Origin of the sequence: Arthrospira sp. PCC 8006, assembly GCF_046480465.1 — a bacterium.
GTDB lineage: Bacteria > Cyanobacteriota > Cyanobacteriia > Cyanobacteriales > Microcoleaceae > Limnospira > Limnospira platensis.
The window spans coordinates 1-18,237 of the sequence record NZ_PKGG01000030.1; the positions used below are offsets into that span (position 1 = coordinate 1).

General features: G+C 45.0%; 21 protein-coding genes. 10 read left to right on the forward strand and 11 right to left on the reverse strand.

Going from position 1 to position 18,237, the window contains the following annotated elements; translation table 11 throughout:
• A partial coding sequence (locus tag B9T16_RS07105) for a GTPase family protein (protein ID WP_410244419.1) occupies positions 1-818 on the reverse strand: 818 nt, incomplete at its 3' end.
• 160 nt (positions 819-978) lie between these two features.
• On the opposite strand from B9T16_RS07105, the gene B9T16_RS07110 reads away from it, so the two are divergent.
• The 4 genes from B9T16_RS07110 to obgE all read left to right on the forward strand — a co-directional run bounded on the left by B9T16_RS07110 (position 979) and on the right by obgE (position 4,269).
• Positions 979-1,737 (forward strand): NB-ARC domain-containing protein, encoded by a 759-nt coding sequence (locus B9T16_RS07110; protein ID WP_410244420.1) that lies wholly within the window; start codon positions 979-981, stop codon positions 1,735-1,737.
• Between the two features lie 318 nt (positions 1,738-2,055).
• Positions 2,056-2,388, forward strand: a complete 333-nt coding sequence (locus tag B9T16_RS07115; protein ID WP_286167355.1) for a hypothetical protein — start codon at positions 2,056-2,058, stop codon at positions 2,386-2,388.
• Between the two features lie 142 nt (positions 2,389-2,530).
• The gene (gene psb32 / locus B9T16_RS07120; protein WP_410244421.1) at positions 2,531-3,238 is read left to right on the forward strand and encodes a photosystem II repair protein Psb32; all 708 of its coding nucleotides are present in this window, start codon (positions 2,531-2,533) and stop codon (positions 3,236-3,238) included.
• A gap of 20 nt (positions 3,239-3,258) precedes the next feature.
• Positions 3,259-4,269, forward strand: coding sequence for a GTPase ObgE (gene obgE / locus B9T16_RS07125; RefSeq protein ID WP_006619564.1), 1,011 nt, complete (start codon positions 3,259-3,261; stop codon positions 4,267-4,269).
• Here the strand turns inward: obgE and mgtE are convergent.
• Positions 4,252-5,631, reverse strand: a complete 1,380-nt coding sequence (gene mgtE, locus B9T16_RS07130) for a magnesium transporter (RefSeq protein WP_410244422.1) — start codon at positions 5,629-5,631, stop codon at positions 4,252-4,254. The two genes, obgE and mgtE, sit on opposite strands and share 18 nt — an antisense overlap.
• A gap of 159 nt (positions 5,632-5,790) precedes the next feature.
• Here mgtE and B9T16_RS07135 point away from each other — a divergent pair, with 159 nt between their 5' ends.
• Complete coding sequence (locus tag B9T16_RS07135) at positions 5,791-6,390, forward strand: gamma-glutamylcyclotransferase (RefSeq protein ID WP_006619562.1); 600 nt, start codon at positions 5,791-5,793, stop codon at positions 6,388-6,390.
• Between the two features lie 61 nt (positions 6,391-6,451).
• On the opposite strand, the gene B9T16_RS07140 is transcribed toward B9T16_RS07135, so the two are convergent.
• Genes B9T16_RS07140 through rpaB form a run of 5 tightly spaced genes read right to left on the reverse strand, consistent with a single transcriptional unit; the run spans position 6,452 to position 9,182 of the window.
• On the reverse strand, positions 6,452-6,787 hold the full coding sequence (locus tag B9T16_RS07140) for a hypothetical protein (RefSeq protein ID WP_006619561.1): 336 nt from the start codon (positions 6,785-6,787) through the stop codon (positions 6,452-6,454).
• A complete protein-coding gene (locus B9T16_RS07145; RefSeq protein ID WP_006619560.1) occupies positions 6,787-7,158 on the reverse strand; it encodes a hypothetical protein in 372 nt (123 codons plus the stop codon). The genes B9T16_RS07140 and B9T16_RS07145 overlap by 1 nt, the downstream gene beginning before the upstream one ends.
• A gap of 50 nt (positions 7,159-7,208) precedes the next feature.
• Positions 7,209-7,730, reverse strand: a complete 522-nt coding sequence (locus B9T16_RS07150) for a DUF456 domain-containing protein (protein ID WP_006619559.1) — start codon at positions 7,728-7,730, stop codon at positions 7,209-7,211.
• Between the two features lie 14 nt (positions 7,731-7,744).
• Entirely contained in the window at positions 7,745-8,416 is a 672-nt protein-coding gene (locus B9T16_RS07155) for a cofactor assembly of complex C subunit B (RefSeq protein WP_006619558.1), read from the reverse strand.
• Positions 8,417-8,450: 34 nt separating this feature from the next.
• Positions 8,451-9,182: a response regulator transcription factor RpaB gene (gene rpaB, locus B9T16_RS07160; RefSeq protein WP_410244423.1), complete on the reverse strand. Its 732-nt coding sequence runs from the start codon at positions 9,180-9,182 to the stop codon at positions 8,451-8,453.
• A gap of 151 nt (positions 9,183-9,333) precedes the next feature.
• Between rpaB and radA the strand changes: the two genes are divergently transcribed.
• From radA to B9T16_RS07175, 3 genes are all read left to right on the forward strand, one after another.
• The gene (gene radA, locus B9T16_RS07165; RefSeq protein WP_410244424.1) at positions 9,334-11,073 is read left to right on the forward strand and encodes a DNA repair protein RadA; all 1,740 of its coding nucleotides are present in this window, start codon (positions 9,334-9,336) and stop codon (positions 11,071-11,073) included.
• 62 nt (positions 11,074-11,135) lie between these two features.
• Positions 11,136-11,363: an indolepyruvate ferredoxin oxidoreductase subunit alpha gene (locus B9T16_RS07170; RefSeq protein ID WP_006619555.1), complete on the forward strand. Its 228-nt coding sequence runs from the start codon at positions 11,136-11,138 to the stop codon at positions 11,361-11,363.
• Between the two features lie 86 nt (positions 11,364-11,449).
• Positions 11,450-12,139 (forward strand): SH3 domain-containing protein, encoded by a 690-nt coding sequence (locus B9T16_RS07175; RefSeq protein ID WP_410244425.1) that lies wholly within the window; start codon positions 11,450-11,452, stop codon positions 12,137-12,139.
• A gap of 8 nt (positions 12,140-12,147) precedes the next feature.
• On the opposite strand, the gene B9T16_RS07180 is transcribed toward B9T16_RS07175, so the two are convergent.
• On the reverse strand, positions 12,148-12,573 hold the full coding sequence (locus B9T16_RS07180) for a hypothetical protein (RefSeq protein WP_006619553.1): 426 nt from the start codon (positions 12,571-12,573) through the stop codon (positions 12,148-12,150).
• 232 nt (positions 12,574-12,805) lie between these two features.
• A complete protein-coding gene (locus B9T16_RS07185) occupies positions 12,806-14,089 on the reverse strand; it encodes a valine--pyruvate transaminase (RefSeq protein WP_315669775.1) in 1,284 nt (427 codons plus the stop codon).
• A gap of 289 nt (positions 14,090-14,378) precedes the next feature.
• On the opposite strand from B9T16_RS07185, the gene B9T16_RS07190 reads away from it, so the two are divergent.
• Positions 14,379-14,990, forward strand: coding sequence for a LemA family protein (locus tag B9T16_RS07190; protein ID WP_006619551.1), 612 nt, complete (start codon positions 14,379-14,381; stop codon positions 14,988-14,990).
• Positions 14,991-14,992: 2 nt separating this feature from the next.
• Entirely contained in the window at positions 14,993-16,933 is a 1,941-nt protein-coding gene (locus B9T16_RS07195; RefSeq protein WP_410244426.1) for a M48 family metallopeptidase, read from the forward strand.
• Between the two features lie 47 nt (positions 16,934-16,980).
• Here the strand turns inward: B9T16_RS07195 and B9T16_RS07200 are convergent, their stop codons facing one another.
• Positions 16,981-17,496 carry a DUF3122 domain-containing protein gene (locus B9T16_RS07200; RefSeq protein WP_410244427.1) on the reverse strand — a complete coding sequence of 172 codons (516 nt, stop codon included), beginning with the start codon at positions 17,494-17,496 and terminating at the stop codon, positions 16,981-16,983.
• Positions 17,496-18,083 (reverse strand): DUF3365 domain-containing protein, encoded by a 588-nt coding sequence (locus tag B9T16_RS07205; protein ID WP_231851976.1) that lies wholly within the window; start codon positions 18,081-18,083, stop codon positions 17,496-17,498. The genes B9T16_RS07200 and B9T16_RS07205 overlap by 1 nt, the downstream gene beginning before the upstream one ends.
• Between the last annotated feature and the right edge of the window lie 154 nt (positions 18,084-18,237).

Here is an 18,237-nt window from a genome sequence, read left to right on the forward strand (position 1 = left end):
TGAATTGTTCTTTCTCGTCTTTTTTCTGGAGGTAGTAGCTGAGGATCCACTAATTCAAGAAAATCAGCTAATGCCTTGCGGGATGCAACTACCCATCTCCTCTTATCTGGGACAGCATCCATCATGGCATCAAAAAGCTGAGGCAAATTGTAGTGCTTATGTGCTGAATAACCGATAATTGTGCCTTTCCATGTTGGCAAAACCTCTCGAATCTTCCTTTGTACATCAAGAATTCTGCCATTGATATTTTGTTCTTGTTCTTCACTAGGCAAATTTGCTAAAGGATGCCAAGCTGTTTCTCCAGGATAAACCAACTCAACTTTATTTAAAGCAATAACCATACGATCTAAAAGTCTTGTATTGATTGAGCGAAGTTCTTGTTCTAAATACTGTTGAACAGATGCGATCGCACGATGTTGAGCATCTAAAATCCACAAGGCTACATCCACATCTTTTAAAACTCGTTCATAAAGTGCAATATGTTCTCTTTGCTTCAGTTGACTTTCTCCCAGTCCTGGCATATCATACGCAACTAAAGCACCATTAACTCCTGCAACTTCGCTAAACGACACTTCCACACCTTGAACATTCTGGGTACAAGCCTCGACATGACTCACTGTTAAGCCTGCGTTAAACAGTGCATTAAGAGTAGAAGACTTTCCAACTCCTGTTTCACCAATAAAAGCAAAACGGGGTGGTGGCTCATTATCTACCTTATCTTCAATCATCCGGTAGATTTTCTCAAAATCCTCATCTGGCATCTTCTGATCGCCTAGAATATCTCTAGCCAAGCCCTGAACTAAGTTTCGTAAATCCATAAACTTGCTTTAGCCAATTCAGTTACAATATTTCCCCAGTCTATATCCGATCGCCTGACCCCTGCAACCTGAAAAAAACAGATTTTCTGGTCAATTTTGTGACAAAATGTTAGGGGAATGCCAGAAAAAACTTGATTTTCTGATTCAGAACTAAGTTATAATGGCTGAAACCCTTACCAAGCAGCAGTTCATGGATATAACAGAATTGTTACAATTTGCGGATCGGTTGGTAGCACAACAGACGGGAGAACACCTAGACGACCTACAAAAGTCGATCATTCAAGGACTGTTGACAGGGAAGACGTACAAGGATATCGTGGAAGATATCGGGAATGGCTACAATGAAAACTATATCGGAGATGTTAGCCGGAAATTATTTAAAATTTTATCTCAACAGCTTAATGAGGATATTAAAAAATCCAATTTTTGTTGGACTCTGGAAAGGGCAATAAATTCGCAAATATTTAGCTTTAATAACAATAATGTGACCTGGTGTCCTTATTATCCGAATGGCAATTCTGAACAGGAAGAACAAGCGATCGCTACTCCCCAACCACCGCCGCCCCAAAAAATATGCCATGATTTAACCATGGCACCTAAAATCTGGAAATTTTGCGATCGCAATGACGAAATAGATACCCTATCCCGTTGGTTAATTGATGAAAGTATACCCTTAATCTCAGTGGTGGGAATAGCGGGAATTGGCAAAAGCACCCTAGTCAAAAAATTAGTCGATCGCCATAAAGATAGTTTTGAGGTGGTGAGTTGGAAAAATCTAAAACTATCACCACATTTAACCACTATTGGCAATGATATTTTAACCAAATTCAATAAGGAATCCAGCCCCAAAGATTATCAAATCCATGACCTGATTAATCTGTTAATGCAACAAAAATGTTTGCTGATATTCGATGMTTGACAAGAACTATTTATCAGCGGCAAGTTGGCGGGACAATACCAAACCCAATATAAAAACTATAGCCAATTTTTGAGAACGATCACACAAATTGAACATAAAAGCAGCATTATTGTAATCAGCCAAGAACAATCCCAAGAAATGTTATGATCCCTCAATAATGACCTATATCCTATCAAATCCTTAACTTTATCCGGCTTAAATAGTGTAGACATTTTAGAGAGTCTGCAATTATCAGACCGAGAAAGCTGGTCAAATTTAATCGAAATATACGAAGGAAATCCAGTCTATTTGGAAGATATTTGCTATTTAATTAGGAATATGTTTTGCGGTAAAGTCTCGGAGTTTTTGGCAGAAGAAACCCCGGTAATCACGGAATTAATGAGTAGTCAATTAGGAGAAGTTTTCGAGCGATTATCTTCCAGGGAAAAAGCGATCGCCTTAGAGTTAAGCCAAGTTGACCGTCCCCTGTCGCGATCGCAGTTAAACGAAAAATTATCCCTATCCTCCACCGAGATCATCAAAGGTTTACAATCTTTGCAGAGACGATGCTTGCTAAAAACTATCGAAAATGGTACAATGGCCTTCGCTTTATGTCCTGTCTTTAAACAATATATACGGAAGGGTTCACTGACGGCTCGATCTGAAATCTGAGAGTTGGAGGGTGGTTTCGGGGTGATCATGTGGTGACGATGAGGGGTTATAGGTAAGATTAACTAATGTGAAAGTATAGCGATCGCTAATGCAAAATTTGCGATAAAGTGAGGTCTAATAATACAGAAATTACTATCGCCCTATGAATCAACAGCTTAACGTGATGTCAAAATGGTGGCATTTGTTGGCGGGAATGATAGCAATAGTCATGGTCTTGCTATTGTCCACTGCGCCAGCTATGGCTACAGGAGTTTATCAAATGCCAGACTTGAAAACTGGCGATCGCACTTGGATCATTGATGATGAGGACATTCTCAGTCGCGCTACGGAAGGCAGAATTAACCAAAGCCTGGAGAAACTAGCGGACCAGACAGGCTATGAGGTCCGGTTAGTGACGATCCGCCGCCTGGACTACGGAGAAACAGCCCAAAGTTTTACAGATCAGTTGTTTGAGAAATGGTTTCCCACCGCAGAAGAGGCGACTAATCAAACTCTGTTGATGGTGGATACCCAAACCAATAATAGCGCCATCCATACGGGAGACAATGTAAAACCGTTGCTAAGTGGTGCGATCGCTGATAGTGTAGCCAACGAAACCCTACAGGTTCCCCTGCGAGAAGGTGAGAAGTATAATGAAGCCTTCCTGGCGGCGACAGATCGTATAGTCAAAGTCCTTTCAGGACAAGGAGATCCGGGCGCGCCTAAACTCCAGGAAAATCTGCAAGTGGCCAGTACATTTAAATCCGCTGAAGAAACGGACGACAAAAGTGCGACGATCTTAGTTGTGGTAGTCCTAGTAATTGCCACAGTCGCACCTATGGCGACTTATTATTACCTTCAACGGCCTTAAAAATGGGCTGATTTAAATCGATGCAGTTTATTGATCGCACTGAAATTGAAGTAGAGGCGGGAAAAGGGGGAGATGGCATAGTTGCCTTTCGCCGGGAAAAATACGTTCCGGCTGGGGGTCCGGCGGGAGGCAATGGGGGCCGAGGGGGTTCTGTGATCCTCAAAGCTGTGGAAGACCTGCAAACTCTCCTGGACTTCCAGTATAACCGTCGCTTTAAGGCTGATGATGGCAAACGAGGAGGACCGAAAAATCAAACGGGGGCATCGGGAAGCGATCGCATTATCGAAGTCCCCTGTGGTACCGTGGTCTATGATGCGAATACCTCAGAGGTGATGGTGGATTTAGTCACCCCTAATCAGCAATTTTGCGTGGCGGCTGGGGGTAAAGGCGGTTTGGGAAATACTCATTTTCTCAGTAACCAAAACCGCGCCCCTGATTATGCTTTACCGGGACTACCAGGAGAAAGTCGGCGACTACGACTAGAGTTAAAGTTGTTGGCAGAAGTGGGGATTATTGGTTTACCGAATGCGGGAAAATCAACTCTGATTTCGGCACTATCTTCAGCTCGTCCCAAGGTGGCGGATTATCCTTTTACTACGTTAATTCCTAACCTGGGAGTAGTGCGTAAACCAACGGGAGATGGGACGGTATTTGCGGATATTCCGGGATTGATTGAAGGGGCACACCGAGGCACTGGACTGGGCCATGAGTTTCTGCGCCATATCGAAAGAACCCGCATTGTCCTACACATGATTGATATTACCGATACTGACCCGATCGCTAATTATCAAATTATTCAACAGGAGTTAAATGCCTATGGGCGGGGTTTGGAAAGGCGGCGGCAAATTCTGGCTATTAATAAAATTGATGCGGCGGGCGACTCGGAGGAAAGAACTAAGGCGATCGCATCTCAACTTGAGGCGATCGCCGGGGTTAAAGTCTTCCTAATTTCGGCTGTAGCCCGCATTGGTTTGGATGCACTTTTACAGGAAGTTTGGCGATTTTTGGATGACCTAAAGACCGAGGAGTAATTTGGCGGTACTTAAATAAATCCAGATCCMCAAAATATCGACAATGGTAGTAATAAAAGGAGAGGACATCAAGGCGGGATCTAACCCAAAGGAATGAAACAGAAAGGGTAATCCCGCCCCGGCGGTGGCGGCAATAATAGTAATACACAGTAAACTAATCCCCACGGTTAAACCGATTTCAACTTGTCCTAAAAAGACAAACACCATCCCAATTACTACTACCCCTAATAAAATGCCCAAAAGTCCGCCAGTCATGGACTCGCGCATAATCACCCAAAGGGGTTTTTTATATTTCAATTCTTCGGTACTTAACCCGCGAATGACGACGGTTGAAGACTGGGCGCCGACATTACCGCCAGCATCAATTAACAGAGGGGTAAAAAAGGCTAAGGCGACGACTTCATCAAGGACGGCTTCAAAATTGCTCATCACAAAAATAGTTAGGGTGTTGGTGATTAACAAAATAAATAGCCAGGGGATACGTTTACGGGTAATGGTGGCTAAATTGGATTGAAAATAGCTTTCCCCCTCGGACCTGACGGCACCCATAATATAAATATCTTCGGTGGCTTCCTTTTGCAAAATATCGATCGCATCATCTACGGTTACGACTCCGACTAAGGTATGATCGCGATCGACCACAGGTAAAGCAACTAAATCATAACGTTGAATGGAACGGGCGACTTCTTCCTGGTCTGTATCTGTTTGGGCAAAAACCACATCGGGATTAATGATATCACCTAGGAATTGCTCAAGGTCAGCTAATAATAAATCCCGCAGAGAAGCGACTCCCATTAACCGCCGTTGTTCATCAACTACATAGACATAATAACTCACTTCACGATCGCGTGCTAATTGTCTAATGCGATCGGATGCCTCTTTAATGGTTAAATTGTACCTCAAAGCGATATATTCAGGGGTCATGAGACGGCCGGCTGTTCCCGCCTGATAACCTAATAACTGAGAGGTGGCTTGACGTTCTTCGGGTGAAAGTTGGGCGAGAACCCGCCGCACTAACCGAGGGGGTAATTCATCAAATAAACCCGCGCGATCGTCGGGAGCCATACTATTGACAATCTCTAATAATTCGGAATCTCGAAACTCCTCAATTAAAGACTGTTGAATATCTGTAGAAAGGTGTTCATAAACTTCTACGGCTTCTGCTTTAGAAAGTAAACGAAAAGCAGTCAATTGCATGGCTTTGGGCAACCCATCTATGGCTTCAGCAATATCGACAGGCTGCACTGGCAATAACAGAGTTTTAGCACCTTCCCAGTTGCGATCTTCTAATAACAGTCGCAATTGTTCCCTGACAATTGCCCGCAATTCACTCCGGGAACTCTTTTCCTCAATCTCCTGCATAGTTTTAGCTCCTGGGACTAATTAACTACAGTATTAAGGATATAGCAAAATCACTATGATCTAGTATATTGAGCCTGAAAAATAGTTATTTGTGATACATGAACTTGAGTGCATTTTGCTAAAATATGGGGGTGTCACCTAGGACAGGAGGAAGTAACATTGAACTCTGACACAGATACGATTCAATCTATAGACCCCATTCAGTGGGACGAAAAATTCATCTCAACTTCTCATGCTGAACCGAGTTTTTATTATTTCGCCTACGGTTCTTGTATGTGTCCGGTGGATTTGCAGCGGACTCTAGGTGAACCTACTCATTCCTATGTGATCGGACCTGCTACTCTACAGGGTTATCGGTTGGGGTTTTATCGGCATTCCCGGCGGCGCAATTGTGGGGCTTTGGATATAGTTAAAGATGCTAATTCTTCTGTGGAAGGGGTGTTATATCGACTTCCTTGGCGTTTAAGCGATCGCCTTGATGAACGGGAAGAAGTAAGAATTGACCCGGATAAACAGGTTCATATTGGCGGATATCGCCCAGAAATGATTGAGGTACATTCTCTGGGTAAGGATTATCAAAATGTGCGGACTTATATGGTAATTAATAAACTCGCCCAAGAATTAGCCCCGAATGATTGGTATTTTAATGTGGTTTTACGGGGTGCTGTTACCTGTGGTTTAACTCAGGAATATTGTTGGCAACTCTTTAACCATATGTATCATCTGCAACGCCAACAAGTTAGTTATCCGAATTCCTAATTAATTATCAATGGGTTACTGTAGAGACCAGCCTAGCCTGGTCTCGGCTGATGATTAGACCTCAGAAATCATTGACTTCTGCAATAATATCCAAGCTGGTTTTTGCCTGATTATTGGTATGCTTATAAAGTTCCCGTAAATAGATATTACCATTTTGATATTCAATGTAAAACATCCATTTTGATGTCGGGTCAATATCTACGGTGTAAATCTTAGCGTGAGTCCCCTTTAATCGCTTGAGGCGACTCATAGGAAAGTATTGATTTTGATAGGATTGGGGATTTTGTAACTCCGCGATCGCCGCCAAAAATTTCAGTTGCTGAGGTTCGGAAAAAACTGCCATAGCTTGGCGAATAATACCGCGCTCGTCAATTAATGGGGGAAATGGTGATAACATCAATAACTATCCTTATGGTCAATTATTTTTTCATAGATGGAGTTGCCGACCTGTCGATAAGCTGTAGCAGCATGACGGCTTTCTATGGCTTTAAATAGGGTGATTGACAGGCGATTAAATAGGGGGTCTTCGTCAATGGTGAGAATTACGCGCAGGTAGTAGTTAACAATAAATGAGTATAGGGAAGAACGGTAGTTATCTTTGAGATGAAATTGACAAAACTGATGAAGTCGTCTACTCCGCAGACTAGAGTTAGTTAATAATAAGGGAAGCCAATGTTCAAGTTCCTTGAGGATAATTAATTGTTCTTCCTGGGTAAATTTAGCTAAGTCCTGATTAAACTCATCAGTGGACTCAAACACAAGGTCCATAGATATTCACCCCTGAATCTATAAAGCGATCGCTAAGTATGTCTTCTGTTTCAATAGGGCCAGGTGCTGGTCAGGAAAACTATTACGGAGGCGAAAGCTAAAACCCCTTGAAGTAAATTACCGAGGACGGTCCCAACAAAAATCCCGATCGCCGCCTTAACTGCGGAGCGCACCCGCAGCCCTAAGACTAAATCCCGACGATAGAGAAATTCTCCGACAAAAGCGCCGACCAAAGGACCGATTAACAGCCCTAATAAGGGTCCGCCAAAAGGCAAAGCTGGTAAGAGACCAAAGAACCCCAATAATAAGCCAATGATTGCGCCAATTTGTCCCCATTTACTAGCGCCAGCTTTTTTAGCACCCAGATAAGCACTGAGGAATTCAACACCGACACTTAAAAGCAGGACAGCGATCGCCACACCAATAGGCCAGCCCATACCGGAAAAACCAGCAAAGATAGCCCAAATCAAAATAGCGGTAACAATCAGACCCGACCCAGGCAGCCCCGGAACGACGGCTCCGATGACCCCCAGGAGCATTACCAGCACCAATACCCAGTATAAAAATAACATTGTCTACCCCATTTCTAAGTTGTAATTTTGGTGGCATCGGACCCACCAAAGCGATCCAAAGTATCAGCCAATTTATCCGCAATTCCCTCAATCCAAACTTCATCTTGTTTGGTATAGCTGCGGGGAGTATTCGCCCCCAAAATCAAGACACCGCGATCGCCCATAGGTTGGCAGATGACACCCTGAGTGTTAGGAGGTAAATAGTCAAACTCGACCCTTCCGGGATACAAGGCCAAATTGACCAAGTAAACCGGTTTGTGGGTATCGAGAACCCGTTTAACAATAGGTCCGGGTTGCACCTGAGAATTAACCCCCAAAACGCCGCGTCGGAGTAACACCTGAGCATCCCAAACCACCAAAAGCGATCGGGTGACAGTATTAGTTAACAGCATCAGAGAGGCCCAAGCCAGTTCAGTTTTGACCGGATCGGGCAAATCCGGCTTGAGTTCAAAACCTTGGCGACCCTCCAACTCCACAGCCTCCGGTGGGATAGGTTGAATTTGCTGCCACAGTAAGCCGGTCAAAATCAACAAAGCGCTTAATATGACTCCCAAGGCATCCGAGCGGGCTTGAGAGTCCAAAATCTGGGGGGTTTCTAAACGATTGACGAGCAATAGCACCCCCCCTAAACCCCCCACCACCAGGGGCAAAAGTCGCAGAACTCGGTTAGAATTTATTTGAGCCATTTATGAGAAGCTCTAAAGGACAACTGAGATCCGATCAACCCACTTCTGAAGGATCAATAATGCGCTGGAATAAATAGCCAGTACCGCGAGCGGTCAAAATCAGTTCTGGGTTGCTAGGATCATCTTCTAACTTAGCTCTGAGCCGGGAAATATGCACATCGACGACGCGAGTATCAACATGGCGTTCGGGAGTATATCCCCAAACTTCCTGGAGAATTTCGGATCGGGAAAAGGGTTCTCCTGACCGACTGACCAAGAGTTCCAATAGGCTAAACTCCATCCCGGTTAAGCGGATGCGTTCATCACCTTTGTAAACCTGTCGCTTGTTGGTGTCAATCCTAATACTGGCAATTTGGATAACTCCAGAACTGGGAATTCCAGAAGCGCCATTTTTATCAATGCGGCGCAGGACGGAACGGATACGGGCCTCTAGTTCCTTGGGTGAAAAGGGTTTGACGACATAATCATCAGCGCCTAATTCTAACCCGGTGATGCGATCGGCGACATCCCCCAAGGCGGTGAGCATAATAATGGGGATGTCAGACTCCTTCCTTAATTCCTGACAAACTCCGTAGCCATCTAGTTTAGGCATCATCACATCCAAAACCACGAGGTCAGGTTCTGTCTGGCGGAAGGTTTCTAAAGCCTCTTCCCCGTCGGCGGCAGTTACTACATCGTAACCGATCATGGAAAGGCGAGTTTCCAAAATCCGGCGGATACTGGCCTCGTCATCGACAACTAAAATTCTTTCCTTATGGTTTTCCAATTGACCTCAATACTCCCTCTATAAGACTAGACTTGGTTTCATATAGTTTAACTGTAGGTGCGATCGCCTCTATTGTGCGGGTCGGATATAGCGCGTGTTGATCCCATTGTTTGCATATACAATAAGCATTGTACAGCCACTATTTTAAACAATGCCCAAGCCTCGAACATTATATGTTTGTCGTGAATGCGGGGCCGAGTTCTCCCAATACTTTGGTCGCTGTTCCAATTGTCAAGCCTGGAATTCTCTTATAGAACAGGTGGTTGAACCATCGCCTACGCCGTCTCTACAGCGGTTTAGCTGGAGCGAGTTGGGCTCTGGGTTAACTGAGGATGGGGAACATAAGCCGAACCTGGGACAACCGAGGTTATCATTTAGGCTGTCCCAGATTTCTGATCAGACTCAATCGCGCATCCCTTCTGGATATGGAGAGTTGGATCGGGTGTTGGGGGGTGGCATTGTTCCGGGATCGTTGGTGTTGATTGGCGGTGAACCTGGTATTGGTAAGTCTACTTTGCTGCTACAGGTGGCTAATAGTTTATCCCATCATGCCATGGTGCTGTATGTGTCGGCGGAAGAATCTGGTCAACAGGTAAAATTGCGATCGCAGCGTTTATGGAATGCTCAATCAGTGGCTAATGTGGCTGATGATGATGGTGATGGTGATGATGACTTACAGACTGACAATCATGCACAAGTAAATAACCACCATAGTTCAGATGCTGTGGAAGTTACTAATGTTGACCCGTTTACCCAACAGTTACGAAACCAACGCCTTGACCAGACATCCCTCGCTACAGGAAATGGTAATTTATCTTCGGCTGAGTCGCCACCGGAATTATCCCCAGAGTCGGAAAATGGTCAAAATAGCCAGAATAGCCAGAATAGTGAGGAAGATCAGGATTTATTTTTGCTCCCAGAGACGGATTTAGAGGTCATCCTGCGGGAGTTGGAATCTCTGAAACCCACCCTGGCGATCATCGATAGTATTCAAACTGTTTATTTTGCTAGTCTAACATCGGCTCCGGGTTCTGTGGCTCAGGTACGGGAATGTACCTCGGCTTTGATGCAGGTGGCGAAGCGGGAAAATATTACTTTGTTGATTGTGGGTCATGTGACTAAGGATGGTAGCCTGGCGGGTCCGAGGGTTTTGGAACATTTGGTTGATACGGTATTGTATTTTGAGGGCGATCGCTTTGCGTCTCACCGTCTATTGCGATCGATGAAAAATCGATTTGGCGCTACCCATGAAATTGGCGTGTTTGAGATGGTTTCCCACGGCTTACAAGAGGTTTCTAATCCGTCGGAATTGTTTTTGGGAAATCGCGATGATTGCTCGCCGGGAACTGCCACTATTGTCTCTATGGAGGGAACTAGACCTATTGTGGTCGAGATTCAGGCTTTGGTGAGTCCTGCTAGTTATGGGTCGGCGCGACGGACGACTACGGGGGTTGATAGTAGCCGTTTGATGCAGATTTTGGCGGTTCTGGAAAAGCGCGTTGGTATCCCTCTTTCTAAGTTAGATGCGATTGTGGCTTCTGTGGGAGGGTTAAAGGTGGATGAACCGGCGGCGGATTTGGGGGTGGCGATCGCCATTGTCGCTAGTTTCCGCGATCGCCTTGTTGATCCTCGCACCATTTTAATCGGGGAAGTCGGATTAGGCGGACAGGTGCGCCCGGTTTCACAATTAGAGTTAAGATTGCGGGAGGCGGCTAAGTTGGGTTTTAAACGCGCTATTGTACCCAAGGGACAAAAACCAGAGGATTTGGGAATGCAAATTTTGCCCGTGGGTCGGGTGATTGATGCGATTCTTGCTTCTATCCCTACTCAACCGCCAAATGTGTCGGAGGGTTTTGGTGATGATTTTGATGATGATGATATCGGTTTTTGAGTTAGGCTGAGACTAGGTATAAACGGCTAGTTTGTCAGTGCGTTATCAAAGGGGAATTTATTATGGCTCATACTATTGTTACTGATGTCTGCGAAGGGGTCGCTGATTGTGTTGGCGCTTGTCCGGTGGCTTGTATCCATCCCGGTCCTGGTAAGAATACTAAGGGGACTGATTGGTATTGGATTGATTTCGATACTTGTATTGATTGCGGGATTTGTCTACAGGTCTGTCCGGTAGAAGGGGCTATTGTGGCGGAAGAAAGACCAGAGTTGCAACAAACTCCATCATAACTTGCCACGGCGATCGCTTTCTGTGTTTATGATCTTGGCGATCGCCCTGATAATCAACACTAATCTACACCATTACAACTCGAATTATGATACAGCAAGCGATCGTTACTACCAGTGGTGATGTCCTCAATGTCCGCTCTAGTCCCTATGGTCCCGTTATTGATACTGTTGAACCCGGAACTGTTGTCGAAGTGATCGGAACTCCTGTTCCTCAAGGGGGGTTGACTTGGGTTCCTATTGGTGGCGATCGCTGGGTGTCGCGAGAGTTTTTAACTGTTCATAACCCCACAACTCAAACTGATGAGCATTTGGCTAATACTATTCCCGGACCGAAAATTGTCGCCACTCAAACACAACAGACCATCGCCGGTGGTCTCAAGGTCTATCACACCGAGTTATTTGATGCTGGGGGATGGTTAGTTAATACAGTCCGCTGTATCTCTGGTCGTATCGGTCAGCAAACACCATCAGACCAGCCTGGCTCTCAAACACCCATTCCTTTTGGGGTTTATACTTTTGATATACCAGGTTCCGTAGAATATGCTGGCGGCGAATTTGGCGGGGTTTGGTCAGCAGTAACTCCCACCTTTGAAACCGATCGCGGTGGGTTTGGGGTTCATTATGATCCTTCCGTTTTTAAGGATAATGAAGAAACCGGAACCGCTGGATGTTTGGCTACTCCTACTATTGAAGAACGGGATCTGATGACCGATTTTATCCGCACCCATGCTCCCACTCATTTGATTATTCAACCCGAATCAATCGATAATCAATAATAGACTAATTACAGACCTGTTAAAGCGTCAGAGTTCGGGTCTGGTAGGGGCTCCTGAAGATTAGCAGACCAGATATCATCTATTTCGGGGTTGAACTTTGGGGATATTTCCGAGACTTTACTGATATCTAGCCGATTTTGTTCTTGGAGTTTAACCAGCTCTTCCTGATAGGTAGCAATGAGGCGAGCTAAACTTAGGGCGATCGCATCCCAAGCCTCATCGCTCCTGATTTTATCAGCAATCCCCTGGAATAAACCCTCTTGTTTACTATTTTTTACATACTCTTTCAGACGAGAACCAGATTTTTGTATAGCCGCTTGGTAAACATCACCATTTGACCACCAGATCCCCGGTTGATTGAGTAACCAAGTGAGAATATACTCCCGTGCGTGTTGTTCCCGAACCCAAGTAGCTAGATACTTCAATTCATCCATGTGTCCCTCCGACCCCATATTGGCTCTGAGCGAGATTTGAGATTATCCCTGATTCATTCTACATTAATGCTCATCGGGTGGCGATCGATTCTGAATTACCGTTAATTGACTAAGAAGCGATCGCCTTCCCGTCCAGGTGCGAATAAATGCGATCGAGAATTTACGGGGGTTCAGAATTCCAGAGATTTTGAACCCCGATAAACTCTAGTAATTATACAGCCTTAATTAGCACTTAAACTTCTACCATAGCCTGTCTATAAACCATTTCGACCACCTGAGCTAGACGCTTCATCCCTTCCACAATCTCCTCATCAGTAGCAGTTAGACTAATGCGAATACATTGATTTTTGTGAGACCATTCTTGTTGTAATCCTGGGAAAAATGAATTACCAGGAACCACGATAATACCCACCTTTTTCAGCTCCTGATATAGTTCTAAGTCTGTGATTGGTAAATCCTTAAACCACAGCCAGGCAAAAATTGCCCCTTCTCCGCGATGCAAAAACCAGGGTAAATCCGTAGACATCGCATCATTTAAAGTAGCTTCTAAGATATTAAATTTATTGCTGTAGTAGGGACGAATTACCTCAACCGAAATATCAGACAAAGCTCCCGATCCAATAGCTCTAGCTGCTATAGCTTGTCCGTAGCGGGGGGAGTGAATACAGGCGTTAGTTTGGAAGGCTTCCAAAACTTTAATCACATCTTCATTACCAATGGCGACACCTAAACGCTCTCCGGGTAATCCTGCTTTAGACAGGCTGATACAGTGAATAATATTATCAGCAAAAACCGGAGCCATGTCCGTAAAATTTAAAGCCGGGAACGGGGGAGCATAGGCGGAATCTACGAATACTGGCACATCATAAGGGGATGCTAAATCGGCGATTTTTTGCACTTCTTCTGAGGTGAGAATATTGCCGCTGGGATTACAGGGACGGGAAAAAATAACGCAGCCCGTATCCTCATTAATAGAGAGTTGATTAAAATCGGGTCGATATTTAAACCGATGGGAATTTTCGTCTATGTCGAGGGTGGGTTGATAAGCAAAAACCGCCTCGGGAATAAGACTAACGCCGCCGTAACCCGTATAGTCTGGACTGAGGGGAAGGACAATTTTTTTGAGCTGTCCTTGGCTGTTATAACCTCCGAAGGCGTTGGCGGCGTAAAAGTAAATTGATTGACTTCCGGGAGTGACTAGGATATTGCGATCGCTTAAATTTAACCCATAGCGAGAGTTAAAATCTTCCACAATGACATCAATAAAAGGTTGGTATCCTTGGCTCGAACCGTAGCGACAGACTACCTCACCATATTCGGGACTAGATAGGAGTTGCTCGGTACATTCGCGCCAAAGTTGTTCGACTTCTGGTAAGATGACCGGGTTTCCGGCGCTTAAATTAATGAATTCTTGACCTTTACCAGAGCGCAAGGTTTCGATAATATCTTTCATAATGGCTCGCACTCCCGTTAAACGAGACATGCGATCGCCAAAGTTCGTCAAAGCAGGATTCATAGTCAACTTGACCTATAATTAATATCGAGTAGATTCTAACCACACCTCGAGTACACTGGGGAAGCCAAGTAGCCAGTTTCTATTTTGTCCGGGGTGGGAGTGCGGGTTAAGTTAAAAAGTGTAACAATTTGTGGTTAGCCAGATTTGATTATGTTATAATGCGCCCCATAGCCGGGTTACTTCTTTTAGGTTGGGAAAACATAATTAAACTAATCGAGCTTGATACACCGAGTATAACCCGCGTCAAATCCGCGAACCATGCAGACACACACCAAGGAGATCCTAGACTGTGGAGATACTTGCTGGAATTTTCGCCGTTTTGCTTGTCATCGGTATTGTTGTGGTCATCCTGGTGGCTATTGTAGGTGTCCAGGCATATAATAGCCTAGCACGCCTACGCAGACGCTATCAAAATGCCTATGCTCAGATTGATGTTCAACTCAAACGCCGCCATGATTTAATCCCGAATTTGGTCGAAACAGTCAAGGGTTATATGGCTCATGAAAGGGGAACCTTAGAAGCAGTTATTGCCGCTCGCAATGCTGCTGTTACCGCCACGAATCAAGCAGCCTCGAACCCTGGCGACCCCCAAGCTATGCAAGAATTAGGACAGGCGGAAGCCGCTTTAACGGGTACATTAGGAAGGTTATTTGCTCTGTCGGAAGCCTACCCCGATTTAAAGGCTGACAAATCCATGGATCAACTCATGGAAGAGTTGCGCTCTACTGAAAATAAGATTGCTTTTGCGCGACAGGCTTTTAACGATGCCGTAACTGTTTACAATACCAAAAAGGATGTATTTCCGAGTAATTTGGTGGCTAGTAGCTTCAATTTCCAAGAAGCTCAATTACTAGAAGAATCATCCCCAGAGGTGAAAGAAGTTCCTAACGTTTCCTTCTAATTATGAATTTCTTTGAGCATCAAGACCAAGCCAGACAAAACACGGTTTATTTGCTGGGTTTGTTTGTGGTGGCTGTGATTGTGATGATTATCCTATTATATGGGGTGGTGGTATTTGCACAGTTTGATCGGTTAGTATGGCAACCGGAACTGTTGTTCTTAGTCGCCTTGGGAGTTATCGGCACTGTCGGCGCGGGAAGTGTCCAGAAATCTATTCAATTACGGGGGGGAGGTAAGGTAGTCGCTGAGGATTTGGGGGGAACATTAGTCGATCGCATGACCGGGGATGAACTGGAGAAACGACTACTTAATATTGTCGAGGAAATGGCGATCGCCTCTGGAATTTCCGTTCCCGAAGTGTATGTTTTGGGGGAAGAACAGGGAATCAATGCTTTCGCGGCGGGATTTACTCCCAATGACGCAGTAATTGGGGTAACGCGAGGCTGTTTAGAACAACTCGATCGCGATGAGTTACAAGGAGTAATCGCCCATGAATTTAGCCATATTCTCAATGGAGATATGCGCCTAAATCTGCGACTAATCGGAGTAATTCAGGGTTTGATTTTCATTTATCTTATAGGTCGGGTAATGTTAAGGGGTAGTTTTTTAGGGGGAGGTAGTGGCAAATCGTCGTCAAAGGGCAAAGATTCGGGATTGATTATTGGTTTAGGAATGGTAGTTATTGGCGGGGTCGGCTTTTTTTGCGGAAGGTTAATCAAAAGTGCCGTTTCTCGCCAACGGGAGTTTTTAGCGGATGCTTCTGCAGTTCAGTTTACCCGCAACCCTGACGGTATTAGTGGCGCACTACAAAAGATTGCGGGTTATAAATCTGGTTCTAAGGTAAGAAATCCTAGGGCTGAAGAAGCTAGTCACCTGTTTTTTGGGGAGGCGTTTACAGGGATTTTTGAGAGTTTCGGACAAATCTTTGCAACTCATCCCCCTGTGAAAGAAAGGGTTAAGCGTTTGGAAGGTTTCGCCGGTCGCACTTGGTCGGTGGAAGAAACCGGAAATAATCCCTCTATGTCGTCTATAGCTTCCGGTAATGAAATGGTGGCGGGGTTTGCGGGTTCATCGCCTCAAGCGCAGCCTCAACCGGAGTCGTTGTCAGTTTCACCTGATAGGGTAGTCGCCGGAGTGGGGACTACCAACCCCAAACATCTTGATAATGTGCGGGGGTTTTTGGCGGATATTCCCGAACCTGTACGCATGGCTACCCGTGATATAAATGGAGCGATCGCCATTATCTATAGTTTATTGTTGCATACAGACCCAGAAGTGCGCGATCGCCAAATGTCTTCCTTGCGAGAGTCCTCCCCGCCGCCAGTGTTGGAAATGATCGAAAACCTCAGTCCCTACCTGGAGAGTTTGAACGCGCGGACTCGTCTACCGTTGATTGATTTAGCCATACCTGCTTTGCGTGGTGGAAGTGTTAGCCAGTGTACCCAACTGCTGAAACAAGCCAGGGTTTTGATTAAGGCTGACAATCATCTGAGTCTGTCCGAGTATGCGATTTTTGTTGTGTTGCGTCAACGGTTGACTAACTACTTTCCGAGTACACAACCGGAATCTAAAGTTAAGTTTACTGACATTAAACAGATTTGGTCTGATTGTGTTACTGTGTTATCAGCTTTGGCTCGCGTCGGCCAAGATTCTCCGGGAGCGGTTGATATCGCTTTTCAAGCCGGACTATTGCGCCTACCTAAAAATTCTGGGGAAACTTTACCCACCGCGCCCGGTGAATATAGTTTAACTCAAGTCGGTGAAAGCCTCAAACGTCTGGAACTCGCCGCACCCAAACTTAAACAGGCGGTAGTTGATGCTTGCGCCTATACTGTCCTGGCTGATCACCATGTCACCTTAGACCAAGCCGAGTTACTAAGGGCGATCGTGATTTCTCTTAACTGTCCTATTCCACCGTTTTTAGATGCACCCAGTCAACCCTAATCAGGGATAGAGTGGAGACAATTATTTTTCTCCACCCTAAGAAATTATTAACCAGGATTATCGATCGCCTTCCATTCCAGAACTACTGGAGACGGGATAGCGATCGCACATTTTGTTTCAGCGATCGACAAGTAAAGCTCGATTTCATCGGCTGGGGAAATTTTGGGCAAAACATCCGTTAAATTGTATTGTCCAACATTCGGGCCGGGTGCTTTTTCGCCAAACTCATCTACCGCCTCGATAATTGTACCATTACCGACCACAATTTGCAAGGGTTCAGGATGATTAAATGTTACCGACCCCGGAAACCCCACCAAGCGCAAATTCACATCCTTGACCTCCCCATTTTTGACCCGCTTAAACAGAACCACCTGCCAAGAATTACCTTGATTATCTCTCAAACTATGGCGAGATTTATAAAGTATCTGTCCGGGGGCCTCCTCCTGTTGTTGAATTAAGGCGATCGCTGGTTGAGGCGGAACCATAACCAACAGCAAAGGCAGAATAATTAGCAACAAAATCGACACCAATTTTCTGAAATTTTTTCTGACATTAATTAACATTATTTTGCCTCTAAAGCAGCTTGAATTTCTGGGATAAACACCGCATACATTCCCCGCAAATCCCCTTCCTTAAAATCAAAAGCCAAATCTTGAGGGTATTTATCTTTCACAAACTGAGGGCGGCTATTTTGGGAACCATGACAAGCCAAACAAGTAGCCTCAACATTAATCCGGCGATAGTAACGGAAACCAGAGTTACCATCAATAGTTTCTGGTTCCCAAAATCCCATCAATTCCCGGTTTTGTTCAAATTGTGCTAACGCCATTTTAGCGTGTAAATTATCAGGAGCGTGAGCCGGGTTGCGATATTTATTAGCAATTTGTTTAACCTGCCATCCATTATCTTCGCTGAGTTGTTTTGCTTGCATTCCCACCGGTTTACAAACTTCTTTAAAAGTTTGTCCGGTCGGTTCTGTGGTTTGTCCTTCTAGCGTCGAAGCTAAACCCCTACGCAACCCATCCAGATTTTCGATCGCCTCAACTGCTTTAGCCAATTCTTCGGGAACAACCCCAGCATAGACTGGAGTCGTCCTATAGCTACCCAGAAGGAAAACTGCCACCAGTAGCCCTAAAACGAATTTTGACAAAGCCCTTAACATAGATCACCTATTACTTAACCATGTAGTTATAATACCACACAATTTTACTTTCATCCATCTATCTCTCTCCCAAGAAATAGACAGCTTGGCTGGGGGTAGTTGAGGGCTTCTGGTGTCGAAGGTAGGCAGTATATTTGCTTAT